At 34.1% G+C, this 25,154-nt stretch carries 22 protein-coding genes; 11 read left to right on the forward strand and 11 right to left on the reverse strand.

The window, feature by feature from the left end; translation table 11 throughout:
• Window positions 1-3: 3 nt before the first annotated feature.
• Both BC962_RS07145 and BC962_RS07150 read left to right on the forward strand, forming a co-directional pair.
• Entirely contained in the window at window positions 4-1,095 is a 1,092-nt protein-coding gene (locus BC962_RS07145; RefSeq protein WP_121345289.1) for an endonuclease/exonuclease/phosphatase family protein, read from the forward strand.
• Window positions 1,096-1,204: 109 nt separating this feature from the next.
• Entirely contained in the window at window positions 1,205-2,140 is a 936-nt protein-coding gene (locus BC962_RS07150) for a mechanosensitive ion channel family protein (RefSeq protein WP_121345290.1), read from the forward strand.
• On the opposite strand, the gene BC962_RS07155 is transcribed toward BC962_RS07150, so the two are convergent.
• From BC962_RS07155 to BC962_RS07170, 4 genes are read right to left on the reverse strand one after another with little or no spacing between them, the layout of a single operon-like run.
• Window positions 2,130-2,519, reverse strand: a complete 390-nt coding sequence (locus BC962_RS07155) for an acyl-CoA thioesterase (RefSeq protein WP_121345291.1) — start codon at window positions 2,517-2,519, stop codon at window positions 2,130-2,132. The genes BC962_RS07150 and BC962_RS07155 overlap by 11 nt on opposite strands.
• Window positions 2,520-2,529: 10 nt before the next feature.
• A complete protein-coding gene (locus BC962_RS07160; protein WP_121345293.1) occupies window positions 2,530-2,955 on the reverse strand; it encodes an NUDIX domain-containing protein in 426 nt (141 codons plus the stop codon).
• Between the two features lie 21 nt (window positions 2,956-2,976).
• Window positions 2,977-3,705: an SOS response-associated peptidase gene (locus BC962_RS07165; RefSeq protein ID WP_121345295.1), complete on the reverse strand. Its 729-nt coding sequence runs from the start codon at window positions 3,703-3,705 to the stop codon at window positions 2,977-2,979.
• A 40-nt stretch (window positions 3,706-3,745) separates the two neighbouring features.
• Entirely contained in the window at window positions 3,746-5,098 is a 1,353-nt protein-coding gene (locus BC962_RS07170) for an NAD-dependent succinate-semialdehyde dehydrogenase (protein ID WP_121345296.1), read from the reverse strand.
• A 161-nt stretch (window positions 5,099-5,259) separates the two neighbouring features.
• On the opposite strand from BC962_RS07170, the gene BC962_RS07175 reads away from it, so the two are divergent.
• The gene (locus tag BC962_RS07175) at window positions 5,260-5,667 is read left to right on the forward strand and encodes a glyoxalase (protein ID WP_121345298.1); all 408 of its coding nucleotides are present in this window, start codon (window positions 5,260-5,262) and stop codon (window positions 5,665-5,667) included.
• On the opposite strand, the gene BC962_RS07180 is transcribed toward BC962_RS07175, so the two are convergent.
• Complete coding sequence (locus tag BC962_RS07180; RefSeq protein ID WP_121345300.1) at window positions 5,644-6,363, reverse strand: DUF3307 domain-containing protein; 720 nt, start codon at window positions 6,361-6,363, stop codon at window positions 5,644-5,646. The two genes, BC962_RS07175 and BC962_RS07180, sit on opposite strands and share 24 nt — an antisense overlap.
• A 1-nt stretch (window position 6,364) precedes the next feature.
• Complete coding sequence (locus BC962_RS07185) at window positions 6,365-7,039, reverse strand: SatD family protein (RefSeq protein WP_121346034.1); 675 nt, start codon at window positions 7,037-7,039, stop codon at window positions 6,365-6,367.
• Between the two features lie 194 nt (window positions 7,040-7,233).
• On the opposite strand from BC962_RS07185, the gene BC962_RS07190 reads away from it, so the two are divergent.
• Window positions 7,234-7,686, forward strand: coding sequence for a transcription elongation factor (locus BC962_RS07190; RefSeq protein WP_183075464.1), 453 nt, complete (start codon window positions 7,234-7,236; stop codon window positions 7,684-7,686).
• A 2-nt stretch (window positions 7,687-7,688) separates the two neighbouring features.
• Here BC962_RS07190 and BC962_RS07195 read toward each other — a convergent pair whose 3' ends face one another.
• Window positions 7,689-9,734: an HD family phosphohydrolase gene (locus BC962_RS07195; RefSeq protein WP_121345304.1), complete on the reverse strand. Its 2,046-nt coding sequence runs from the start codon at window positions 9,732-9,734 to the stop codon at window positions 7,689-7,691.
• A gap of 115 nt (window positions 9,735-9,849) precedes the next feature.
• On the opposite strand from BC962_RS07195, the gene BC962_RS07200 reads away from it, so the two are divergent.
• Window positions 9,850-11,028 (forward strand): acetyl-CoA C-acyltransferase, encoded by a 1,179-nt coding sequence (locus BC962_RS07200; RefSeq protein WP_121345306.1) that lies wholly within the window; start codon window positions 9,850-9,852, stop codon window positions 11,026-11,028.
• Between the two features lie 23 nt (window positions 11,029-11,051).
• Window positions 11,052-11,801, forward strand: a complete 750-nt coding sequence (locus BC962_RS07205; protein ID WP_121345308.1) for a C40 family peptidase — start codon at window positions 11,052-11,054, stop codon at window positions 11,799-11,801.
• A gap of 112 nt (window positions 11,802-11,913) precedes the next feature.
• Here BC962_RS07205 and BC962_RS07210 read toward each other — a convergent pair whose 3' ends face one another.
• Both BC962_RS07210 and gyrA read right to left on the reverse strand, forming a co-directional pair.
• On the reverse strand, window positions 11,914-13,167 hold the full coding sequence (locus tag BC962_RS07210) for a tetratricopeptide repeat protein (protein WP_121345310.1): 1,254 nt from the start codon (window positions 13,165-13,167) through the stop codon (window positions 11,914-11,916).
• Window positions 13,168-13,188: 21 nt separating this feature from the next.
• Window positions 13,189-15,726, reverse strand: coding sequence for a DNA gyrase subunit A (gene gyrA, locus BC962_RS07215; protein WP_121345311.1), 2,538 nt, complete (start codon window positions 15,724-15,726; stop codon window positions 13,189-13,191).
• 257 nt (window positions 15,727-15,983) lie between these two features.
• Between gyrA and BC962_RS07220 the strand changes: the two genes are divergently transcribed.
• Window positions 15,984-18,530 (forward strand): ATP-dependent Clp protease ATP-binding subunit, encoded by a 2,547-nt coding sequence (locus BC962_RS07220; RefSeq protein WP_121345313.1) that lies wholly within the window; start codon window positions 15,984-15,986, stop codon window positions 18,528-18,530.
• Between the two features lie 223 nt (window positions 18,531-18,753).
• The gene (locus tag BC962_RS07230; RefSeq protein ID WP_121345317.1) at window positions 18,754-19,128 is read left to right on the forward strand and encodes a hypothetical protein; all 375 of its coding nucleotides are present in this window, start codon (window positions 18,754-18,756) and stop codon (window positions 19,126-19,128) included.
• On the opposite strand, the gene hutH is transcribed toward BC962_RS07230, so the two are convergent.
• Together hutH and BC962_RS07240 are read right to left on the reverse strand one after the other, a co-directional pair.
• Complete coding sequence (hutH, locus tag BC962_RS07235) at window positions 19,125-20,636, reverse strand: histidine ammonia-lyase (protein ID WP_121345319.1); 1,512 nt, start codon at window positions 20,634-20,636, stop codon at window positions 19,125-19,127. The genes BC962_RS07230 and hutH overlap by 4 nt on opposite strands.
• A 139-nt stretch (window positions 20,637-20,775) precedes the next feature.
• Complete coding sequence (locus BC962_RS07240) at window positions 20,776-22,308, reverse strand: NAD(P)H-hydrate dehydratase (RefSeq protein ID WP_121345320.1); 1,533 nt, start codon at window positions 22,306-22,308, stop codon at window positions 20,776-20,778.
• A gap of 141 nt (window positions 22,309-22,449) precedes the next feature.
• Between BC962_RS07240 and gcvT the strand changes: the two genes are divergently transcribed.
• The 3 genes from gcvT (at window position 22,450) to BC962_RS07255 (ending at window position 25,143) form a co-directional block, all read left to right on the forward strand.
• The gene (gcvT, locus tag BC962_RS07245; protein ID WP_121346035.1) at window positions 22,450-23,532 is read left to right on the forward strand and encodes a glycine cleavage system aminomethyltransferase GcvT; all 1,083 of its coding nucleotides are present in this window, start codon (window positions 22,450-22,452) and stop codon (window positions 23,530-23,532) included.
• Between the two features lie 5 nt (window positions 23,533-23,537).
• The gene (locus tag BC962_RS07250) at window positions 23,538-24,353 is read left to right on the forward strand and encodes a sugar nucleotide-binding protein (RefSeq protein ID WP_121345322.1); all 816 of its coding nucleotides are present in this window, start codon (window positions 23,538-23,540) and stop codon (window positions 24,351-24,353) included.
• A gap of 79 nt (window positions 24,354-24,432) precedes the next feature.
• On the forward strand, window positions 24,433-25,143 hold the full coding sequence (locus tag BC962_RS07255) for a flavodoxin family protein (RefSeq protein ID WP_121345324.1): 711 nt from the start codon (window positions 24,433-24,435) through the stop codon (window positions 25,141-25,143).
• The last annotated feature ends 11 nt before the right edge of the window (window positions 25,144-25,154 follow it).

The raw sequence follows: 25,154 nt of genomic DNA on the forward strand, positions 1-25,154 counted from the left end.
TCCATGAAATTAAAACCTTTCTTACAAGGCTTTGGCCTTTTTGCTGTTCTATTAACTTTAATTCCACTTGCTGCAGCAGATTTCTGGTGGATAAGAATGTTTGATTATCCTCATATTCAACTTACTATTCTAACCTTTGTAGCTATAGTGGTTTATTTTATAGAATTCGATATAAAATGGGCTGAAGATTACTTATTTGTTGCCGTTTTAGTAATGTGTTTTTCTTTCCAGATGTATAAGATTTTTCCCTACTTACCTCATGGGAAGCATGAAGTAGAAAAAGTTTCTGAAAATATAGATCAGGCAGATGTTCTAAAATTTTATGCTGCAAATGTTTTACAAAAAAACACCAATCCAAATCTTCTAATTAAGGAAATAGAAGATAAAGATCCAGATATATTATTACTTACAGAAACAAACCAGCGCTGGATGAATGATGTTCATGATGCGGTTGCAAAATATCCATATCGCGTAGAAGTGCCAATTAATAATACTTATGGGATGTTGCTGTATTCTAAATTTGAGATGAAAAATCCACAAAAGAGATTTTTAGTAGACGACAGTATTCCATCTATACATACAATTTTAGTTTTAAGATCAGGGAAAGAGATCATGTTGCACGCAATACATCCTACCCCGCCAATGCCACAAGAAAACCCAACATCTACAGATAGAGATGCAGAAATGATGATGGTGGCTAAAATGGCTTTAGAAAGAGATTTACCAACCATTGTAGCAGGAGATTTTAACGATGTTGCTTGGTCTGCAAGTTCATCTTTGTTTAAAGATGTAAGTTCACTTCTAGACATTCGCAAAGGAAGAGGCTTTTTTAATTCATTTAATGCTACTAGTTTTATAATGAAATGGCCGTTAGACCATTTCTTTGTTTCTGAAGAGTTTAGATTAGTTGAAGTTAAAACTGGAGAAAACATAGATTCAGATCACTTCCCTTTTTACATCAGTTTAAGCTTAGAGCCAGATAAAGCTGCAGAGCAAAAAATTGAAGGCCCTACAGAAAAGCAATTGGAAAAGGCTAATAAACAAATTGAAGACGCTCTACAAGAACAGAAGGAAAAAAGGAGTAAGGGAGAATAATTCTTCCTAAAACATAGCTACCACATTACATTCGTTCGAGAGAATTAATGAATGTGGTTTTTTTATTAACTTCAAATATTATAATTCAAGCCATATAAAGCCATTATAAATGCAAGCAAGTACTGAAGACTCCTTAAGCTTACAAGATTCATTTACTCATTTTTATGAAAGTATAATTGCACAATTACCAGGAATTGGCTTAGGATTACTAATAATTATTCTAGGAGTTTTAATTGGCTCTTGGATTGGGAACTTTGCAAGAACGAGGATCTCAAACCGTACAAACGATCCATTAATGAGTCGGTTTTTAGGTAAAACAATTAAAATAATATCTCTATTAATAGCAATAATGTTAGCCTTAAGAGCAGCGGGATTAGGTGGTATAGCGACCGCAATCCTCACTGCAGCCGGCGCAAGTGCAGTTGTTCTTGGTTTCGCATTTAAAGACATTGGAGAGAATTTTATTGCAGGGATCATTCTTGCATTTAACAGACCTTTCGACATAAATGATACTGTGGAAATAGGCGATAACTTCGGAAAAGTAAAAGCCTTAGAATTTAGATACACCAAGCTAAAGACATTTGATGGAAAAGATGTATATATTCCAAATAGTGATGTCCTTACAACACCTGTTACCAATTATACCGAAGATGGTTTCTTTAGATGGAATTTTGTAATTGGAATTGCTTATGAAGATAACATTGAAGGCGCAAAAGCGACAGTCATGGAAGCTTTAAGAAAAGAGCCAAACGTAATTGAAGATGAGGAACATGAAAATTTTGTAATTGAAGATGAACTGGCTACAAGTACCGTAAATCTAAAGGTATTCTTTTGGGTAGATACCAAAGATTTTAGAAGAATGGCACTCACAACCAAAGGAAACGTGGTAAGAGCCGTTAAAGAGGCCTTAGAAGACAATGGATATTATATGCCAGCAGATATCCAAGAAATAAAGATCTATGGAGGAAACAAGGATGTAGATCTTCCAATACGATTATCATCCCAGCAACAAAATAAAAATGCAGATAAAAAAATTAATCCTTAAGTCTATCCTTCACAAATTCAATTTCAGACTTTCCATGAGCTTGTGGTTTTCCAAGTTCATCTAGACTTACCATTACAATATTCTCTATGGAGATTATCGTTTCTCGTGTCATCTTATTCCTAACTTCACAGCGCAAGGTTAGGGATGCATTCCCAAATTTAACAACATCAATTCCAATTTCAATTATATCCCCCTGACTTGCAGAGCTCTTAAAATTAATTTCACTCATAAACTTGGTAACTACTTTCGGATTTTCTAATTGAATGATAGAGTAAAGAGCGCATTCTTCATCTATCCATTCCAATAATCTGCCTCCAAATAAAGATGCGTTAGGATTAAGATCTTGTGGTTTTACCCATTTTCTAGTGTGAAATCTCATGTATTATAATTTATAAGTTATTATTCTCAAAGTATATTTTTGCATCTATAATTATTTTAGAATGATCAAATGCAAGTTCTGGCAATTCCTCTAAATTAAACCATTTTGCTTCTTTAGCATCATCACCCGCCTTTATATTAATTTCATGATTTATAATGCCAATAAAAGCTATAGAGATTGTTCTACCTCTAGGATCTCTCTTTAGATCGCCATAGGTTCTTAATTGCTTTAAACCTTCTATTTCTACACCTGTTTCCTCAAGCAATTCTCTCTTTGCTCCATTTATTAAATTTTCGTTTACTTCTAGAAAACCTCCAGGTAAAGCCCACGTATGTTTAAAAGGCTCATTCTTTCTTTTAATTAAAAGTATACTGGTAGAAGATTTTAAATCCTTTAATATTACAGCGTCTACCGTAATTGCTATTTCTTGCCTCATTTAGTTTAAAGTTTTTTGCGCTTAATTAAATAAAGAAGGAGATTGAAAAGGTTCTACAGCTCTAATTGTTGATTCCTCATTACTTCCTTTATATAATTGATTTGATACTGGATGGGCATAAAACTTATCTTTTGTAAATCCATTAGCTACTAAATCCAGAATCATAGTTTTAGGTTGATCCTTTAAGAGCCACTTTTCACGTAAACTAGTATCCAATACAAGAGGCATTCTTTTTTGTTTATTATGAATTTCAGAAAAAAAATCGTTAGCCTCCGTGGTAATTAAACTCACATAATACTCATCTTGAATTTTGGAATATATCCCTGCAATAGTCAATATCTGTCTTTTTGAAATAGATCTTCCTTCTGGGATATAACAAAAATAAGGTTGTTGAATTTTAGGAGAATGATAGTGAGGTTCAAAAAATCCATCAAACAAGATCCAACATCGCTCATTTACCACATGGTCTTTATATGATGGAGTTTCATATAGATCCTCGCCTCTAGCATTATTAGTATACTGTTTTTTGCTCAAAAACCCCTTGGGATCATTTGTTTTCCAGTTTGGAACTAAGCCCCAAACACCAAGATTAATAACATCTGGATCATCCTGAGCAACAATATATATTTGCGGATTTGCAAAAGCATTTATGTTATAGGAAGGAGTGTATTTAATCTTATCCTTAAAATTTCTGGACACCCGATCCTGAATTCTTCTTTCCTCTGCAGCAATACTTCCTTTATAACACATTTCTCTGCTCTTCTTTTAAGATTCAATATCTTCCAAAGGCTTAACTTATATATACAGTTTTCTTATTAACAAACTCTCTAATTCCGTGAATAGATAATTCTCTTCCATATCCAGATATTTTTGTTCCACCAAAAGGCAACCTAGGATCACTCTTAACTAATTCATTTATGAACACCGCTCCATCATCGAATTCTGGGCATATTTTTTCTGCAAATTCAAGATCTTCGGTAAAAACAGAAACTCCCAATCCAAAATCTGAAAAATTCACGAGTTCTACAGCCTCTTTTTCATCTTTAAAAGTTGTTACAGAAATTACTGGCCCAAAGGTTTCTTCTTTAAATACGGTCATTTCCTTAGTAACGCCCGTTATAATTGTAGGTTCATAATAAGTGCCGTTTCTAACACCTCCTAAATGAATCTTTGCTCCTTGCTTTACAGAGGCTTCTACTTGCTTTTCAAGATCTTCTGCAAGATCTTCTCTTGCTAAAACTCCAATATATGTCTCTTTATCCATAGGGTCCCCGCTTTTCAGCTCTCTCACCTTCTTAGAGAACAGTTCTAAAAATTCTTCCGCTATAGAATCGTGTAATAAAAGTCTTTTTCCTGCAATACAGCTTTGACCAGTATTCTGAAATCTTGCTTGAACGCAGATATCCACTGTCTTTTTTATATTAGCATCTTTAAAAACCACCAAAGCATTGCTCCCGCCTAATTCTAAAACAGATTTTTTTATCTCTTCTGCAGCAACCGAAGCTACCGCACTACCTGCAGGTTTACTTCCTGTAAGGGTAACCGCTTTAATTCTAGGATCTCTAATTATATCTTCCACTTGCTTACTGCCAATAGGAAGGTTTTGAAAACAAGCTTTTGGAAAACCTGCTCTTTCAAATATTTTCTGAATATTGTTTGCAGATTGCATTACGTTACTAGCATGTTTTAACACACCTATGTTTCCTGCCATTAATGCCGGAGCTGCAAATCTAAAAACTTGCCAGAAAGGATAATTCCATGGCATTACCGCAAGTACGATCCCTATAGGTTCAAAGGAGGTATAACTCTTTCTAGCATCTGTATTAATCATTTCTTTAGCTAAAAATTGCTCTGCATTTTCAGCATAATATTCACATACCCATGCACATTTTTCTACTTCTGCAATGGACTGAGTAATTGGCTTTCCCATTTCCAAGGTAATGGTTTCAGCATATTCTTGCTTATTCTTTTTTAATTCTTTTGCAGCTGCCATCATCAATTTGGCACGTTCACTAAGGGATGTGTGTTTCCAACTTTGATATCTTTCGTTGGCTGCTTCTAATGCACTATCTATATCTTTTTTAGAAAATTCTTTGATACTGGCTACTTCTTGACCATTATAGGGATTTCGGGATACGATCATAACTTTTTTTCAATTTGATTAAAGATAAAAAGAACATGGCAAAAGGCTAAGTGATTAAGACACTTTTAACTGAGCAATTTGTTTATAAATCGGTTTAAAAGTCGACTAGTCTATTTTATAATCTGGCTATATTTTAATTAAATTTAATAAACTTCATAACTATGAATCATCGAGATACTGAATTGCTTCGTCTAAGACCAGAAATTCCATCGGCAAGAGTTTCAGAAAAAATGAGTCGTGATGAACATTTTCAAAACAAAACCCTCCGCCCCGTTATTAAACTTCAAAATGAGCTCTTTGTTGAAGTCTTCAGGAACTACATTAAGAAACACAAAAACAGCTTTCATTCTTATTCTGTACAAAAGAAATTGAGCTTTATTGAAAATGCCATTCAACGGGATATTAAATTTAGAAATAGCTTAAAAGGGATCGTTATGGGCCAATTTACAATAGAAGAATATCTATTATATATAGAAAATTCTTCGGCCCTAAATAAGCGAATGATGAATCTCGTTAAAGAACGAATGTTTAGCAATATTCAATTACTAGAACAAGAAATGGCTTACTAATAATCCTAGAAGGATTGTTATGGTAAAGCTTATTAGAGTTCCTATAAGCACATATTCTGTTTGCTTCCTAGCTCCTGTTTCAGATTTATCACTAAATCTTAGAATAGACTTGGCTGCGATTAAAAAACCGATTGCAGAGAAATTACTTGTAAGTATAAATGTTAGAACAAGGATCCTTTCAAAAATCCCAATATAGCGACCGGCATCATCTAGACTGGTCTTTTTATTGGTCTCTTCAATTTCATTTTGCCATCTTTTGGTGGCTTTTCCAATTAAAAACCCTGCTGGGAAGATCACAAATAGATAAGATCCTAAGATCGTAAGTATAGTTATAGAATTAAATATTTCTTTTAAAACGGGAAGGATCCTGGAATATCCATTTATTAAGTATAACCATACTATAACTATTATTAATAAATGAAAGATCTGATCTAGAATAAAATATTTTAAGTTGTCTTTTTTCTGATTTAGTTTCCACCAATCTATTAAAAAATGTGTGATGCTTATAACTAAACCTATATACCACCACTCTAATTGCTGTAAAAATAGTACCGTTAGCACTCCTGCGATTATGGCATGAATGATCAAAAAATAAGATCTTACCTTATATTTTCTTTTGTGCTTTATCCAGCTTGTGGGCTGAAGCGCAAAATCGGTTAAGAGATGTGCTATCAATAATTGTATTAAAATAAGCATGTTATCTTCTGTTTTCTAACTTGTTCGTGATCACTGTTCTATACCTATTTAATAAAACCGAAATAGCATCCCATCCAGCAGCCTTTTTACGCTGATTTACGGCAGACTGACTAATATTAATAGCTTCTGCCACTTCTCGTTCCTTAAGGTCTTTTAAAAGATAGTATACTACTTCTGCAGATGCTGTACTCCATTTATCTGTAATGGTATCTAACAGGAATAGAGAGGTATTAAATTCATCATTTATTTCCTCAGAATTGGTCTTTAATTTAGTTTTTCTATGTTCGGTTTTCATTTCATCTAAGGTTCGGCCTGAAAACTGAAACGCTGGACCATTAGACTCTGCAATTGATTCTCGTTCTAATTCTTGCTCTCCAATCCCTATAGCTATCTTAAAATCTGCGATTTTTGAATAGGCTTTATTCTTAACCGTTTCCTTAAAATGAATTCTGTTTATTGCTGTTTTTATTTGTAATGCGATTTTTAAGGCGTTCTCAGGATTTTTAATTATTCCTTGAAAACTGTCTCCTCTGTAAATTTCAAGACGTATTTCATTCTTGCCATATTCCTCTGCGATGTCTTTAAACTCTTGCTTAAGAGTATCTAATACTTCTTGCAGGACATTCTCTTCGTAGAGAGAAGAATCTATTAAGTCTGCTGTTAAAACTGCTATCATAACTTCAAATATATAAAATTTATTAGTCTGAAGCCTTATAAACATAAAATATTAGTCTGTAGACTTATAAATAACTAATATAAGCCTATGGACTTATATATAATGGATGAATTGGAAAATTATCAATTATTAAAATTTTGCAAATAATTATATCAGTTAAAAAGTGATACCTACTTTTAATTAAAACTATAAAAATGATACCAAATAAAACCCAATTATTCAATAATAGCTTAGATGCTATAAATAAGCAAATACAACGTTACAAGGCAGAAATGGATACTATAAAAGAGTCTATGGAAGCAAATGATGTACATACAGATTATGATGAAGAAGGAAGTAAGGGAGAATTATTAGGGGATTTCGAAAAATATGCAAAATATCTTGATACTGCGCAAAATATGAAACTCACGCTTAATAAAGTAGATAGAGAACATTATAGCGAGTCCATAAAATTTGGAAGCATCATTGAAACCGAAAATAATTATTACTTTATTGCTTGTGCTTTAGGAAAAATTAATATGGACGATGGCAGTAGTGTATATGTGATCTCTACCGAAGCGCCTATTTATGAAAAACTAAAGGGTAAGAAAGCGGGAGAAACATTTATGTTAAACGAAAAAGAAATAAAAATACTTGAAGTTCGCTAGCGCTATTCTGGATATTCTACTCTTAAATGGAAAATATTTTTCAGTTTTTGTTTCAATATTTTTTTGATTAGCTGGATCTCTTTAAAAGTGATATTTGCGTTTAAGAACTGAGCTTCATCCATTTGTTTATTAATGATCCTTTCTACAAAATCGTCGATTTTCGCGGTAGTTGGTTCCTTTAAACTCTTACTGGCAGCTTCTACACTGTCACACATCATTAAAATGGCAGTTTCCTTGCTAAAAGGAATTGGACCAGGATATCTAAAATCCAAAGTGGAAACTTTATCATTCATTTCCTTTTCTTTCATATAAAAGAAATACACCAAAGATGTACCATGATGAGTTCTAATAAAATCTATCACCCTATCTGGCAGATTGTTTTTTCTAGCTATTTCTATTCCATGGATCACGTGATTAATAATTACTTCAGCACTTTCTGCCGGAGATAACTCATCATGAGAATTCACAGAACTTGTTTGATTTTCAGAAAAATAGGTAGAGTTTTCCATTTTACCAATATCATGATATAAGGCTCCTACCCTAGCCAACATAGCATTTGCCCCAATTTCATTGGCGGCAGCTTCAGCTAAGTTTGCAACATTTAGAGAATGATGGAAAGTACCTGGAGCTTTCTCTGCCAATTCTTTTAGTAGTTTAGAATTAGTATCAGACAATTCTAATAGGGACATATCTGAAACCAAACCGAAAAGTTTTTCATATATATATATTAGCGGCTGCACGAATAAAGTTGCCAATCCACCTAAGATAAACGTAAGAAACATTTCAGAATTAAGATCCTGTATATTTCCTTCTTGAATAATGGTGAAAGCAAAATAAACTAGAATATAAATAAAGGTTATTTGTCCTACTGAAATAAATAAATTAGCTCTCTTATACAATTCTGAAACTGTAAGAATAGTAACGATCCCAGCGATGATTTGAAGGAACATATACTCGTAACTATTAGGAACTACAAAACCCAAAATAAGCACGGTGATCACATGAGCGAACAGTCCCAATCTGGAATCAAAAAAAGCCTTTAAGGTTAAGGGTAGTATACAAAGCGGAACGATATATAGATATTTTGCCTCGAATTTTACAACTAATGTGGTTAAAAAAACCATCAATAAAATATTAAAGAAAATAAAAGAAACCTTCACATTATTATCGAAAATATCTCTTCTATTTCTTCTAATAAATAAAAGCAACATCAACAAGGCAAGACAAACTAGTATACTGTAACCAAATAAGATCCAATTGTAACTAGAATCACTCCATACTTGAGATTCATATTCAGATTTAAGTGAGGTTAAAATATCTAAAGTTTCCCCTTCTACTATTTCCCCTTTAGAAATTATTATAGTTCCACGTTCTATACTTCCTCGAGTGTAAGAAATAGAACTTAATTTACTATCCAATTCCTTTTGAGTAAACCCAGAATCGTAGGTAACATTAGGCTTAATTATATTATAAAAGAACTCTAATAACTCGGGCTTTAGTGAAGAGAGATTACTTTTGTCTATTTGAACATTTAAATAGGGGCGAATTTCATCTTGAAGTAATAATTTGTCATAATTAACTTCAAACGCCTCGTTTCCTCTTTTTAAATAAACCAGTTTATTTGCGTCGGCAGGTTTTCCTTCAAGTAAAACTCCATATTCATAGATGTTATCTAGGGTCTTATCTATAAAACCAGATAACTGCCCTCTTTTCCTTTTTAAAATACTATCGGTGAAGGTTTTCCCTAATTGTTCAGGAACTTTAGACCTTACCAGTTCTACCATATTCTTATTAACCGTGTAATAAGGAATATGGTTGGTATTTATCTGAAGCTTTTCTTTAACTATTTCAGCATCACTTTTTAAGATCGCAAAATCAAATGGCGCATATAGATTTTCATATTGCCAAGGCTTGCCTTTAGTGATCTCATATTTAAATTTACCTCCTTTTGGAAGAAGATAAACTATTAAAACCGTCGTGACTATAAACAGAAAAATCTTGTAGAATAATGCTTGATTTTTGTAAAAGTTGTTTACGAAATTCTTCATGTATTTTAATACTATTTTTCAAATGTAGTAAAAAAACACGGTGCACCTAGAAGCCTTGGTTTGTTCTTGATAAAATCACTAAATTCGCATCAAGAGAAAATTAAAATTTTAAGTTATGAATAAGGAAGTAGTAATTGTAAGTGCTGCAAGAACACCAATAGGAAGTTTTCTAGGTGGATTATCTACAGTACCAGCAACAAAATTAGGTTCTATCGCAATTCAAGGAGCTTTAAATAAAATAGGATTAAAACCAGAAATGGTAGATGAAGTATTAATGGGTAACGTAGTACAAGCCGGTGTTGGACAAGCGCCAGCTAGGCAAGCTGCATTAGGTGCCGGAATCCCGGATACTGTACCCTGTACTACAATAAATAAAGTATGTGCCAGTGGAATGAAAGCTGTAATGCAAGGTGCACAAGCTATCATGCTTGGTGATGCCAACATTGTTGTTGCCGGAGGAATGGAAAACATGAGTTTGATCCCACACTATATGCATTTAAGATCTGGTCAAAAATTTGGTCCAGCTACCATGATCGATGGAATGCAAAAAGATGGACTAGTAGATGCGTACGATCATAATGCAATGGGAACCTGTGCAGATCTATGTGCTACAGAACATAATTTTAGTAGAGAAGATCAAGATGCTTTTGCGGTTCAATCTTATGAGCGTTCTGCTAAAGCATGGAAAGATGGAAAATTTGATAATGAAGTTGTTCCTGTAGAAGTTCCTCAAAGAAAAGGAGACCCTATTGTAATTAAAGAAGATGAAGAATTCAAGAATGTAAGAATGGATAAAATCTCTTCTTTACGTCCTGCATTTTCTAAAGATGGTACTGTTACTGCAGCAAATGCTTCAACAATTAATGATGGAGCTGGTGCAGTGATCTTAATGAGTCGTGAAAAAGCAGATGAATTAGGATTGAAAGTATTAGCGAGTATAAAAAGTTTCGCAGATGCTGCACAAGAACCAAAATGGTTTACCACTGCACCGTCTAAGGCCCTTCCAAAAGCATTAGCTAAAGCAGGCATGAATAAGGATGACATAGACTTTTTCGAATTTAACGAGGCTTTTGCCGTTGTTGGATTGGCTAATATGAAGATCTTAGGTCTTACAGATAAAAATACCAACGTAAATGGTGGAGCGGTTTCTTTAGGTCATCCTCTAGGATGTTCTGGTGTTAGAATTATTATTACTCTAATGAATGTTTTAGAGCAAAATAATGCAAAAACCGGAGCTGCTGCAATTTGCAATGGAGGTGGTGGAGCATCTGCAATTGTAATTCAGAGAGACTAAGTTAAATTAGCAAGCTTTAATTAATGCAATACGGAATATGCAACTTAAGTATTGTGCCGGTTAGAATTCAGCCGGCCGATACTTCCGAAATGGTTACCCAGCTCTTGTATGGGGAATATTTTAAAGTTCTTGAGGAACGTGGTAAATGGAGCCGAATTCGTATTGCATTCGATTCTTACGAAGGTTGGATAGATAATCGACAATATGTTAAGGTTGAAGAATCAGTTTATTTTGATCTTTCTTCTGAAGAAAGAAGATATTCTGCAGACCTCATCGAATTCATAACAGATGAGCTGGAGGGTTTAACCACTATTTCTTTGGGTTCTGTCCTTAATAGTAATACACCCCTAAAAAACAGTTTTGACGGAAGTAGTATTTCTGGTGTAAAGGATAAAACTAATTTGGTGAAAATTGCACTTTTATACCTTAACGCACCTTACATGTGGGGTGGAAAAACTCCCTTTGGAATAGATTGCAGTGGGTTTACTCAAATGGTATACATGCTAAATGGTTATTCTTTGTTAAGAGACGCCTCACAGCAAGCTACACAAGGAGAAGCTCTAAGTTTTATAGAAGAAAGTGAACCAGGAGATCTCGCTTTTTTTGATAATTCTGAAGGAAAGATCACGCATGTTGGAATTATTATGCATGATAATTATATTATTCATGTTAATGGAAAAGTGAGAATAGATAGAATAGATCATTCTGGTATTTTTAATGCAGATCTTAAAAGACATACTCACCAACTAAGAGTGATTAAAAAAATCATTTAAAGGGTAAAGCTTTCACGATTAGTCTATAAAATAGATATTTTTTAGAATAATATGAAACAAAAAAAGGCTGTCATTAATGACAGCCTTTTTTTGTAATAAAAATTTACAATTCTTATTTGTTTTCCTTAGCAGTTAATTTTGCTTGTAATGCATCTGCTTTTTCATTATCTCCTAATTGGTAATAGATATTCATAGCAGTTCTAATAGCCTCTAGATTATCAGCATCATTTTGCATAACTGTTTCTAAATATGGAAGCGCTTTTCTATAAACGTCTTTACGCTTTCCAGCAAGTTCATCATACTTCTTAGTATCTGCTTTGCTCATTCCTAAAGTATTCATTTCTTCAACAATCTTAGCTTCGTTAGCTAATATTGCAGCAGCGATATTTAAACGAGCTTCAGTCATTTCTGGCTTATGCTCCAAAGCTTTTTCGTAATAAGAAATCGCTCCATCATTATCACCCATTTCAAAAGCGGTAACTCCTAAGTTATAGTATAAAGTCCCATTTGTTGGATCTTGAGCTACAATCTGCTCCATAATTTCTTTATACTTATCTTTTTTACCCATTTTGTAATACATATCTGCTTCGGTTTGCATTAAGGAAGCGTCATCTGGATTAGCAGCTTTTGCCGCTTCTAAAGCCTTCACAGCTTCTTCTTCTTTACCTTGCTCAATATATATTAAGGCGATGTTTTTAGTGATCTCTCCCGCTTTAGAAGGAATTACTCTATCCTCTGGCTGAATATATTCACCAGCTTTAACCATTAAATCACGTTGGGATTTGGACATAGTCTCTTCCTCGCCAGTAGCTTTATTTATTGCTATATACTGAGTTTCAATTCCAGTATAACCAAGCTCCTTAAGATTCTCGTAGTACGTAAGCGCAGTCTCGTAATCTTTCGCAGTTACTGCATTAGAGGCTGCAAAATATAGATACAAAGTATCCTTAGGATTCAATTGATATCCTGCATACAATTTTTCAGCAGCTAAATCATATTTCTCAGCATTCTGATCGTTTATTGCACTTTGGATCAAACTATTTGTAACACCAGATAAACCTTGAGCGGCTGCCTCTGCATTACCTAATTCTTCAGCTTTTTTAAATGCCTCTGAAGCTGTCATTAGGTCTTTTATAGAAACACCTTCTCCAGTACCTAGATATGCTTGTCCTTTAAAAACGTAAAAGTCTTCTTTAAGATTATCATTAGCATCACCCAACATAGATTCTGCTTGGGTTAATAAAGTCTTTGCTTCTGCATAACTTCCTTTATCGATTGCTTTACCAGCATCGCGAACTTCTTTTTTCTGGGCAATTGCAACTATGGAAATTAGAGACAAGCCTATGGATAAAATATTCTTTTTCATTCTAATATTGATTTTTGTTAGTTATTCATCTTCGTTGTTTTCTACAAATGTTGTGCCATCAGCATTTTCATCACTGATTTCGGTGTCTGAAAGCTCATCTAGAAGCACTTCTACTTCCTCATCATCCTTCATTACTTTGGCAACTGCTGCAATGGCATCATTACTCTTAAGGTTAATAAGTCGAACTCCTTGTGTAGCTCTTCCCATCACTCTTAAATTATCGACGCTCATTCTAATAGCAAGTCCAGATCTATTAATGATCATAAGATCATCGTTATCACTAACGTTTTTAATTGCTACTAATTCTCCAGTCTTTTCTGTTACAGAAATTGTTTTAACACCTTTCCCACCACGATTTGTAATTCGGTAGTCATCAAGTTTAGAACGTTTTCCATATCCATTTGCAGAAACTACTAAAATATCTGTATCCATTTCATTCACGGCGATCATTCCAACAACCTCATCTTCATCACTGGCTAAAGTAATACCTCTAACTCCTGAGGCATTTCTCCCCATTGGTCTGGTTTTTTCTTCCTCAAAACGAATTGCCTTACCACTTTTAATTGCCAACATTACATGACTATTACCTGTAGTAAGTTTAGCCTCTAAAAGCTCATCATCTTCACGAATAGTAATGGCATTAATTCCATTTATTCTAGGTCTAGAATATTGCTCTAAAGAAGTTTTCTTAACCTGACCTTTCTTAGTAGCCATGATCACAAAGTGATTATTTATATACTCTTCATCTTTAAGATCCTGTGTACAAATAAACGCTTTCACTTTATCGTCTGGTTCAATATTAATTAAATTCTGAATAGCTCTACCCTTCGAGGTTTTACTTCCTTCAGGAATTTCATAAACACGCATCCAGAAACACTTTCCTTTCTGAGTGAAAAAGATCATGTATTGGTGATTGGTTCCTGTGAATAAATGTTCTAAGAAATCTTCATTTCTTGTGGTAGAACCTTTTTGCCCAACTCCACCTCTATTTTGAGTTTTATATTCTGTAAGAGATGTCCTTTTAATATAACCTGCATGAGATATAGTAATAACTACTTGCTCATCTGGAATCATATCTTCTATACTAAGATCTCCTCCTGCATATTCTATAACAGATCTACGCTCATCTCCATATTTATTCTTGATCTCCAACAACTCATCTGTAATAACTTGCATACGACGTTCTTTTCTAGCAAGAATATCTTTAAGATCCTCAATAGTTTTAATGATCTCGTCATATTCTGAACGCAATTTATCTTGTTCCAGTCCCGTAAGTTGTCTTAATCGCATTTCTACGATCGCTTTGGCTTGAAGTTCAGATAAGCTGAAACGTTCTATTAATTTAGATCGAGCTTCATCTCCATTACTGGAAGATCTAATTAAAGCAATTACTTCGTCTATATTATCTGAAGCAATGATTAATCCCTCTAAAATATGTGCTCTCTCTTCTGCTTTACGCAATTCGTATTGAGTACGTCTTACAACAACTTCATGGCGATGTTCCACGAAATGAACGATCATATCCTTCAAATTCAACATCTCAGGTCGACCTTTAACTAAGGCAATGTTGTTAACACTAAAACTGGTTTGAAGTGCGGTATGCTTAAAAAGTGTATTTAATACGATATTTGGAATCGCATCTCGCTTAAGAATATAAACGATTCTCATTCCGTTTCTATCAGATTCATCTCTAATAGTAGAAATCCCTTCGATCTTCTTTTCATTAACAAGATCTGCAGTTTTCTTGATCATATCGGCTTTATTCACCTGATATGGTATCTCGGTTACGATAATTGCTTCCCGCCCGTGAACTTCCTCTAAAGTAGATTTAGCACGCATCATCACTCTACCTCTACCAGTCTTAAAAGCTTCACGAACACCATCGTATCCATAAATCACACCTCCCGTTGGGAAATCTGGGGCTTTAATATGCGTGATCAACTCGTCTATTTCTATATCGTTGTTCTCAATGTACGCAACGGTACCATCAATAACTTCAGATAAATTATGAGGAGGCATATTGGTTGCCATACCCACTGCAATTCCACTAGCTCCATTTATCAACAAATTGGGAACTCGTGTAGGTAATACGGTAGGTTCTTCTAAAGTATCATCAAAATTCAATCGGTGGTCTACAGTCTCTTTGTCTATATCTGCCAACATATCTTCTGCGATCTTCCGCATTCTGGCTTCCGTATATCGCATTGCTGCAGGACTATCACCATCTATAGATCCAAAGTTACCTTGACCGTCTACAAGCATATATCGTAAACTCCATTCTTGAGCCATACGCACCATAGCGTCGTATACAGAGGTATCCCCGTGTGGGTGATACTTACCTAATACTTCCCCTACAATTCTTGCAGATTTTTTGTGAGCTCCAGTAGCTCGAATACCTAATTCATGCATCCCGAACAAAACCCTTCTATGAACAGGTTTTAATCCGTCACGAACATCAGGTAGAGCACGTGACACAATGACCGACATCGAATAATCGATATAAGCCGATTTCATTTCATCTTCAATGTTGATAGGAATTAACTTTTCTCCTTCAGCCATATTAAATATTTTAATTTAGTTTGAAAATATAACGTGCCAATTTACGGATTTTGCAGTTGTTTTGACTACTATTGACAAGGCTTTGTATAAAATTTATTAACAAAAAATTAGCGCAGCTTCGTTAATAAGTTAACTATCTTATATTTTGTATATTGAAAGTAATTTTGTCAATTAGCTAGCGACACATTACCTAATAGGTATAATTTTTGAACTACCCCCATAATTGTTAATATATAATTTTAGAGAAAGTAAATAAGATGGATGATAATTTTTCTCCCAAAGTAAAGGATGTGATTGCCTATAGCAAAGAAGAAGCTCTTAGGCTAGGTCACGACTTTATTGGTACAGAACATTTAATGCTAGGGCTATTGCGAGATGGAGATGGTAAAGCCATAAACATATTGAATGCCCTAGATATAGACTTGAGTCATTTAAGACGAAAAGTAGAAATATTAAGCCCTGCAAACCCAGAATCTTTAGGAATTTCTAATGAAAAAAAGAATTTACACCTTACTAGACAAGCAGAGCGGGCTTTAAAAACCACATTTTTGGAGGCTAAACTTTTTCAAAGCACCTCTATAAATACAGCACATTTATTATTGTGCATTCTAAGAAATGAAAATGACCCTACGACCAAACTTTTAAATAAATTGAAGATTGATTACGATGGAGTTAAAGATCAATTTAAATATATGATTACAAATGATGACGATTATCTAGAAGCTCCAAGAGCTGAATCATTTTCAGATGAAGATGCGAATTCAGATGATACAACTAAGGACAATCCTTTTAGCAATGCTGGGAAAACCAATAAGAAATCTAAAACTCCTGTTTTAGATAACTTCGGAAGAGATCTCACTGCAATGGCAGAGGTAGATAAGTTAGATCCTGTTGTTGGTAGAGAAAAGGAAATTGAACGTGTGAGTCAAATTCTAAGTAGACGTAAGAAAAACAATCCTCTTTTAATTGGAGAACCAGGTGTGGGTAAATCTGCAATTGCGGAAGGATTAGCTTTAAGAATTGTACAACGTAAAGTTTCAAGAATTCTTTTCGACAAGCGCGTTGTAACCTTGGACCTTGCAAGTTTAGTAGCTGGAACAAAGTACAGAGGACAATTTGAAGAACGTATGAAAGCGGTTATGAACGAGCTTGAGAAGAATGATGATATTATTCTTTTTATAGATGAGATTCATACTATCGTTGGTGCAGGCGGCGCTACCGGAAGTTTAGATGCAAGTAATATGTTTAAGCCAGCCTTAGCACGAGGGGAAATTCAGTGTATCGGTGCTACCACATTAGATGAGTACAGACAATACATAGAAAAAGATGGTGCCTTAGAAAGAAGATTTCAAAAAGTGATCGTAGAGCCTACCACAGTAGACGAGACTTTAGAGATCTTAAATAATATTAAAGGTAAATACGAAGAACATCACAATGTTCTTTATACACCAGAGGCTATAAGTGCCTGTGTAAAATTAACCAATAGATATATTACAGATAGATTTCTTCCAGATAAGGCTATAGATGCTTTAGATGAAGCTGGCGCACGTGTTCATATTACAAATATCGAAGTGCCTAAACAAATCTTAGATTTAGAACAAAAATTGGAGGCGGTTCGAGAAGATAAAAATGCTGTAGTTAAAAAACAAAAGTATGAAGAAGCTGCGAAGTTAAGAGATGACGAGAAGAATCTAGAGAAACAATTAAGTATTGCTCAAGAGAAATGGGAAGAGGAATCTAAATTGCACAAGGAAACTGTTACAGAAGATCATGTTGCAGATGTTGTTTCTATGATGACTGGTGTTCCAGTAAACAGGATTGCACAAACAGAGATCACTAAACTAGCAGAACTTCCAGATCGTATAAAAGGAAAAGTGATTGGGCAGGATGATGCCGTTAACAAAGTAGTTAAAGCAATTCAACGAAATAGGGCTGGATTAAAAGATCCTAATAAGCCAATTGGTTCGTTTATTTTCCTAGGGCAAACAGGAGTTGGTAAAACACAACTTGCGAAAGTTCTTGCAAAGCAATTGTTTGATAATGATGATACCCTCATAAGAATTGATATGAGTGAGTATATGGAAAAGTTTGCTATCTCTAGATTAATTGGTGCACCTCCGGGATACATTGGTTATGAAGAAGGTGGACAATTAACAGAAAAAGTTAGACGTAAACCTTATGCTGTTATCCTACTAGATGAGGTAGAAAAAGCACATCCAGATGTTTTTAATATGTTATTACAGGTATTGGATGATGGATACCTTACAGATAGTTTAGGTAGAAAGATCGATTTTAGAAATACTATTATTATAATGACTTCTAATATTGGATCTAGAAAACTAAAAGATTTTGGACAAGGTGTTGGATTTGGTACCGCTTCTCAAAAATCTCAAATAGATGATAATGCTAGAAGTGTTATTCAAAATGCATTAAAGAAAGCATTTGCTCCAGAATTCTTAAATAGGATAGATGATGTGGTGATCTTTAATTCCCTAGATAGAGATGATATACATAAGATCATTGATATTGAATTAGAGAAACTTTATTCTAGAATTGGTGTTATTGGTTATACTTTAATACTAAGTGAAAGTGCCAAGGACTATATTGCAGATAAAGGATTCGATAAAGAATATGGTGCACGTCCTTTAAATAGAGCTATTCAAAAATATATAGAAGATGCTTTAGCTGAAGAAATAATAACTTCTCATCTTGAAGAAGGTGATAAAATATTCATGGATTTAGATAAGGAAAATGATAAGCTTACAATTAAAATTGAAAAAGCTACAGAAGAGAACGAAGTTTAATAATTTATTTGTTTAATAAGAAGACAGCCATAAATTCATATTTATTGGCTGTCTTTTTTTGTTGTAATCGCTCATCACACTCTAAATTTTTTAGGGCAAAACCCCCAAAGCACTTTATTTTGCTGAGGTTCAACAGATTAAATGGTTTATTTTGTAAACAGAAAATCCTTGGTTTTCTTATCCAAAATGTTAAATTTGAATTCATAACATTCTCTTATAATTTATGGTAAAATCTGCTCTTGAGCTTGAATTTGGATCGGTAACATTTGTTAATAATATTCAAATAGCCGAACTAAACGAGGGCATTCTTTTCGATATTCCTCATAATCAAGAACTTTTGGAATTAGCTCGTGACCGATTTAATAACCAACCTTACGGTTATATATCAAATAGAGTGAACTCATATTCTGTAAACCCAATGATTCATTTAGAATCTGCTAATGTTTCCAGTCTGGTTGCCATAGCAATTGTGTCTAAAAACCCAGTGGTTAAACAAAACTCTATTATAGAAAAACAATTTTTCAGAAATAGAAGTTCTTTTGAATTTTTTGAAAATCTAGACGAAGCTGTTAATTGGATGAAACACCAACTTATCTAATCGAATAAAGCCTGAGGATCAATCTTAAAATTATCGACGAAGGTTTTGGCTGCTTTAATATGTGTAGACATTATTTGATCCTCCAATAATATTGGCACCACTTTCCTAAAATCTGCAATTATTTCTTGTAGAAATATAGATGTTTTCTGTGGTTCCCTATAATGCAAGGCTTGGGAGGCATTAAACAATTCTATTGCCAGAATAGTCGAAATATTATCTATCACCTTTATGAGTTTAGTAGCCCCGTTAGAGCCCATGCTAACATGATCTTCCTGGCCATTGGAGGAAACTATAGAATCTATACTAGAGGGAGTGGCATATTGTTTATTCTGGCTCACAATACTTGCCGCAGTATATTGAGGAATCATAAAGCCACTATTTAATCCCGGATTTTCAACTAAAAATGTGGGAAGGTCTCTTAATCCTGAAACTAACTGATAGATCCTTCTTTCAGATATATTCCCGATCTCTGCCATTGCAATCGCCATATAATCTAAAGCTAATGCTAAAGGTTGACCATGAAAGTTGCCACCAGAAATGATCTTATCTGCTTCAATAAAAATATTAGGATTATCTGTTACAGAGTTGATCTCTGTTTTTATAGTTTTTCTAGCAAAGGACAATGTGTCTTTACTTGCTCCATGTACCTGTGGGATGCATCTAAAAGAATAAGGATCTTGAACACTAGCCTTCTCCTTCATTGCTATTTCACTTCCCTTTAAGAATTCTCTAATTCTTTCTGCCGTTTTTACTTGTCCTCGGTGAGGACGCACCATATGTACAAGTTCATCATAAGGAGACATATTGCAATTAAATGCATCTATAGAAACAGCCCCAATAACATCTGCCAAATAACATAACCTATAAGATTCTATCAAGGCATAAACTCCATGAGCACTCATAAATTGAGTTCCATTTAGCAAAGCCAAACCTTCTTTAGATTGCATTACTATTGGTTTCCAATTAAACTTCTCCAATACCATTGCAGCATCTAATTTTTCGCCCTTAAAATATACTTCTCCTTTCCCGAGTAATGGTAAAGACATATGAGCCAAAGGGGCAAGATCACCAGAAGCTCCCAACGAACCTTGTTCGTAAATTACGGGTAAAATATCTTCATTATAAAAATCTATTAATCGCTCTACAGTTTCCAATGCAATTCCACTATTTCCGTAGCTTAAGGACTGGATTTTCAACAATAACATCAAACGAATAATTGGCTTGGCAACTAATGCACCCGTACCGCATGCATGAGACATAACTAAATTTTCCTGAAGTTGCGTTAGGTGATCATTGGAGATCTTTACATTACACAGAGAACCAAAACCAGTATTAATTCCATATACAGGAACATCACTTTGTTTAATCTTTTCGTCTAAATATTTTCTTGATTTTACAATATTTACCCTAGACTCTTCACTCAATTCCAGTTTCAATTTATTTTGAAGGATGTCTTGAATTATTTGCAGATCAAGTACTGCAGAACTTATATAGTGGTATGAACTCATAAACAATGTGACATTTTATAAAGAAAAGAAATCGAGAACCTTCGCGTTCCTAGAAATTCTTAAAGAATATTTGAGGTTTATTTACGCAAAACTAATTAGCTGCCTTGCTTAAACAAGTGCTAAAATAACTGAAAATTCTTCAATTCCCTTCAGATTGCATTTCATTTTTAAACAAATCTAAAATTGATCTTCCAATATTATCAGCAATATCTCCAGCGATCAAACCTTCATAACTCCTTTCTTCAGCAAGTATATCTCCTGTTTTACCATGTAAATAAACCCCAAAAACAGCAGCAATTAAAGGTTCATATTTTTGAGAGATAAGGGATGTAATTACACCCGATAATACATCTCCGCTTCCTGCAGTTGCCATTCCAGGGTTTCCAGTGTTATTTATATAGAGGTCGTCCTTATATACAATAATAGTATGTGCCCCTTTAATTACAACGATCAGCATATGCTTCTTACTTAGTTTTTTAACCTTTTCTAGCTTATCAAAATCATCTTTCCATTTCCCAATAAGACGTTCTAACTCTCCAGGATGTGGTGTTAATACAGAATTTTCTGGTAATTCCTCTAACAGTTCTTTTTCTCTTGATAGAATATTAATTCCATCTGCATCAATAACCATTGGCTTTTTAGTATTATTCAATAACTCCTTAAATGCGACAATAGTTTCCTTGGAAGTTCCTGCTCCCATCCCAAAGCATATTACATCGGGATCTAGTTCGAATTCTATCTTACTTAGTGTTTCTTCATTTTTATCTGTAATTACCATTGCTTCTGGTAAAATACTTTGAAGTATTTGGTATCCGCATTTTGGAGAAAAAATAGTCACCATTCCGGCGCCTGTTCTTAAAGCAGCTTTAGCACTTAAAGAAATACTTCCTATTTTACCATAACTACCACCAATAATAAGCGCATGACCAAAATCTCCTTTGTGAGAAAAATTTGTTCTAGGTTTATATAACAGCCGGGCTTCAGGCTTATTGATAAGTTGCTTATTTACAATTGCTTTAGCCAAATACTCCCTATCTAAACCTATATCTATAACCTGCATATCACCTACATATTCTGCTGCTTGCGGAAGGAAAAATATAAGTTTTGGGGATTGAAATGTAATAGTAACATTCGCCTTTATAGCAGGCTGCTTGTTATTCGGGATTTTATCGGCAAACATCCCTGAAGGCATATCAATAGATACAGTAAAGGCATTAGAATTATTTATATGCTGCACCAATTTCCCTACCCAATCTTCCAAAGGTCTGTTTAGTCCAATTCCAAACATAGCATCTATAATGAAATCCTTTTCTGAAATTTCCGGGAAATCCTTTTCTCCCTTAATAGCGCTTGGCCAATTATTGCTTACCTCCTTAATTCTATCATAATTCAACAAAAAATCTTCAGATCTCTTATTGCTATAATTAACCACATAAACCAATACTTGATAGCCGTGCTCTAAAAGCAACCTCCCAATTACTAAACCATCTCCCCCATTATTGCCAATCCCACAGAAGATCTTAATTGGAATTTGAGCACCATTTAATTTGGAATGAATATCATTGAAAACCAAGGTTGCGGCTCTTTCCATTAATTCGGTAGAACTTATTTCTTGTTTTTCGATGGTTACTCTATCAGCTTCAGCAAGCTGTGCTATATCAAATATTTTCATTCTTTATTTCTTTTTTCTCGTACTTACAAATATAAAATTTCTAGGGCGCAATAATATATAAGCTAGAGATTCTTAAGAATTATGTTTATTTGCACCACTATTAAAATTGAAATAAATAAATTTGCGAAAATTCTAAAAGAGATGAAGAAAATAGCCCTTAACGATATACATCACTCATTAAACGCTAAAATGGTTCCATTTGCAGGTTTTAACATGCCTGTTTCTTATGAAGGCGTTAATATAGAACATGAAACTGTTCGTAAAGATGTGGGGGTTTTTGATGTTTCTCATATGGGGGAATTTTTGATCTCTGGAGAACATGCTCTAGAACTTATTCAAAAGATCGGTTCTAACGACGCTTCAAAATTAATAGATGGGAAAGCGCAATATTCTTGTATGCCTAATGAAGATGGTGGGATTGTAGACGACCTTATTATCTATAGGATGAATGAAGAAAAATATATTTTAGTTGTTAATGCATCTAATATAGAGAAAGACTGGAACTGGATCGCACAGCATAACACCATGGATGCTACCATGAAAGATCTTTCAGATGAATATTCTTTATTGGCGATACAAGGACCTAAAGCAGCAAAAGCAATGCAATCTTTAACCGATGTGAATTTAGAAGATCTTAAATTTTACACTTTTGAAGTTGCTGAATTTGCCGGAGTTAAAAATGTTATAATATCTGCAACAGGATATACTGGTAGTGGTGGATTTGAAATTTATTTCAAAAATGAAGATGCAGAAACTATCTGGAACAAGGTATTTGAAGCCGGAGCCGATTTTGGGATCAAACCAATAGGATTGGCAGCAAGAGATACTTTACGATTAGAAATGGGTTATTGTTTATATGGAAACGACATTGATGATACTACTTCTCCTATTGAAGCAGGCTTGGGATGGATTACCAAATTCACTAAAGATTTTATAAATGCTGAAGCATTAAAAAATCAAAAAGAAGAAGGACCAAAAAGAAAATTGATCGCTTTTGAATTAGATGAAAGAGGGATTCCTAGACAAGGTTACGATATTGTAGATGCCGAAGGAAAAGTAATAGGTAATGTTACTTCTGGAACGATGTCCCCTTCTTTAGATAAAGGAATAGGAATGGGATATATCCCAACAGAAATGGCCAAGGCTAATGATAAGATCTATATTCAAATTAGAAAAAAAGCAGTTCCTGCAACATTAGTGAAATTGCCTTTCTATAAAGGATAAATCTATTGGAAAAAGTACTGATATTAGGAGCAAGCGGCTTTATAGGAAATGCCCTATATAAGGAGCTCTGCTCCTATTTTGATACTTATGGTACCTATCATACCAATTCAGATTTCTTTGAAGCAAACCATAAGTTCTATGAATACGACATGGAATCTGAAAATATCGAGATCTTACTAGAGAATCTTAAACCAACCGTAATTGTCTCTGCACTTCGGGGAGATTTTAATGCTCAGGTAAATACCCATTTTCTAATTATAGATTATATTTTAAGGAACAATAGCAAGTTGCTTTTTATCTCTTCAGCAAACGTTTTTGATGCTTTTACCAATTACCCTTCTTACGAATATGATAAAACCTTATCAAAAAGTATTTATGGTAGATTCAAAATTAAAATTGAGAACGCACTCCTAAGGCTTCCAAATAATAAGTATAATATATTGAGATTACCAATGGTCTTTGGAGCTAATTCGCCCAGAACCATGGAGATCAAGAATAAAATTGAGTTTGGAGAAGCTATAGAAGTTTTTCCTAATGTTGTTGTAAATGCTACAGATATCCTTAGAGTTACTCAACAAATTCATTATATCATTAATCAAAAAAAGCAAGGTGTTTTTCATTTAGGTAGCGAAGATCTCACCCATCAACATGATCTTATAAAAGATATCGCTTTGGCATTAGGATACAAAAATCCCCTTTTAAAACAGGTCTACGACTCTAATTATGACCGGTTTCTTGCAGTACTTCCCAAAGATAATCTCTTACCAAAAAATTTACGCATTTCTTTGCAACACGTAATAAACTCCTCGGTAGTCATCTAAATTTGTTAAGCTTTAATTAAACTAGAGCACATTTTTTTGAGTTACCCTCTATATTAGTAACTTTAAGAAAATCAAATAAATGAATACTCTACAATTCAAAGATCTTAAGGCTGTATTTATAAACTGCACGCTTAAAAAATCCCCAAGGCAAAGTCATACCCGAGGTCTTATAGAAGTTTCAAAAAATATTATGGAAAAGGAAGGCGTAACTGTAGAAGTCATTCGTGCAGCAGATTATACCTTACCAAACGGAATTCAACCAGATATGGTGAAAGAAGGGGAAGAAAAAGATGACTGGCCTGCACTATTTAAAAAGATCATAGCTGCAGATATTTTAGTTCTTTGCACACCTATTTGGCTGGGAGAAAGATCTTCCATTTGTACTAAGATAATTGAGAGATTGTACGCCATGAGTGCAGAGCAAAATAAGAAGGGACAGTATATTTATTACGGTAAAGTTGGTGGCTGTTTAATTACTGGAAATGAGGATGGAGTAAAACATTGTGCAATGAGCATGTTATATTCACTTCAGCATTTAGGCTATTCCATTCCACCTCAGGCAGATTCTGGCTGGATTGGGGAAGTTGGACCTGGGCCAAGTTATTTAGATGAAGAATCTAATGCTCAAGAGAATGATTTCACCAATAGGAATACTACCTTTATGACCTATAACCTCATGCATTTGGCAAGTATTCTAAAACGATCTGGTGGATTTCCAGAATATGGTAATTTACCAGATGAATGGAAAGATGGCAAAAGATGGGCTTTTGAAAATCCCGAATACCGTTAATATTTAAATTT

The sequence above is a fragment of the Gillisia mitskevichiae genome, from assembly GCF_003634585.1.
In the GTDB taxonomy this organism is placed as follows: Bacteria; Bacteroidota; Bacteroidia; order Flavobacteriales; family Flavobacteriaceae; genus Gillisia; species Gillisia mitskevichiae.

What these genes read in the sequence shown, in the direction of transcription:
- gcvT (WP_121346035.1), top strand. Translation starts at nt 22,450, where the DNA reads ATGAAGAAAATAGCCCTTAACGATATACATCACTCATTAAACGCTAAA.
- BC962_RS07155 (WP_121345291.1), bottom strand. Translation starts at nt 2,519, where the DNA reads ATGAGATTTCACACTAGAAAATGGGTAAAACCACAAGATCTTAATCCT.
- BC962_RS07175 (WP_121345298.1), top strand. Translation starts at nt 5,260, where the DNA reads ATGAATCATCGAGATACTGAATTGCTTCGTCTAAGACCAGAAATTCCA.
- BC962_RS07170 (WP_121345296.1), bottom strand. Translation starts at nt 5,098, where the DNA reads ATGATCGTATCCCGAAATCCCTATAATGGTCAAGAAGTAGCCAGTATC.
- BC962_RS07145 (WP_121345289.1), top strand. Translation starts at nt 4, where the DNA reads ATGAAATTAAAACCTTTCTTACAAGGCTTTGGCCTTTTTGCTGTTCTA.
- BC962_RS07210 (WP_121345310.1), bottom strand. Translation starts at nt 13,167, where the DNA reads ATGAAAAAGAATATTTTATCCATAGGCTTGTCTCTAATTTCCATAGTT.
- BC962_RS07255 (WP_121345324.1), top strand. Translation starts at nt 24,433, where the DNA reads ATGAATACTCTACAATTCAAAGATCTTAAGGCTGTATTTATAAACTGC.
- gyrA (WP_121345311.1), bottom strand. Translation starts at nt 15,726, where the DNA reads ATGGCTGAAGGAGAAAAGTTAATTCCTATCAACATTGAAGATGAAATG.
- BC962_RS07230 (WP_121345317.1), top strand. Translation starts at nt 18,754, where the DNA reads ATGGTAAAATCTGCTCTTGAGCTTGAATTTGGATCGGTAACATTTGTT.
- BC962_RS07220 (WP_121345313.1), top strand. Translation starts at nt 15,984, where the DNA reads ATGGATGATAATTTTTCTCCCAAAGTAAAGGATGTGATTGCCTATAGC.
- BC962_RS07200 (WP_121345306.1), top strand. Translation starts at nt 9,850, where the DNA reads ATGAATAAGGAAGTAGTAATTGTAAGTGCTGCAAGAACACCAATAGGA.
- BC962_RS07185 (WP_121346034.1), bottom strand. Translation starts at nt 7,039, where the DNA reads ATGATAGCAGTTTTAACAGCAGACTTAATAGATTCTTCTCTCTACGAA.
- BC962_RS07205 (WP_121345308.1), top strand. Translation starts at nt 11,052, where the DNA reads ATGCAATACGGAATATGCAACTTAAGTATTGTGCCGGTTAGAATTCAG.
- BC962_RS07195 (WP_121345304.1), bottom strand. Translation starts at nt 9,734, where the DNA reads ATGAAGAATTTCGTAAACAACTTTTACAAAAATCAAGCATTATTCTAC.
- BC962_RS07160 (WP_121345293.1), bottom strand. Translation starts at nt 2,955, where the DNA reads ATGAGGCAAGAAATAGCAATTACGGTAGACGCTGTAATATTAAAGGAT.
- BC962_RS07150 (WP_121345290.1), top strand. Translation starts at nt 1,205, where the DNA reads ATGCAAGCAAGTACTGAAGACTCCTTAAGCTTACAAGATTCATTTACT.
- BC962_RS07165 (WP_121345295.1), bottom strand. Translation starts at nt 3,705, where the DNA reads ATGTGTTATAAAGGAAGTATTGCTGCAGAGGAAAGAAGAATTCAGGAT.
- BC962_RS07240 (WP_121345320.1), bottom strand. Translation starts at nt 22,308, where the DNA reads ATGAAAATATTTGATATAGCACAGCTTGCTGAAGCTGATAGAGTAACC.
- BC962_RS07180 (WP_121345300.1), bottom strand. Translation starts at nt 6,363, where the DNA reads ATGCTTATTTTAATACAATTATTGATAGCACATCTCTTAACCGATTTT.
- BC962_RS07190 (WP_183075464.1), top strand. Translation starts at nt 7,234, where the DNA reads ATGATACCAAATAAAACCCAATTATTCAATAATAGCTTAGATGCTATA.
- hutH (WP_121345319.1), bottom strand. Translation starts at nt 20,636, where the DNA reads ATGAGTTCATACCACTATATAAGTTCTGCAGTACTTGATCTGCAAATA.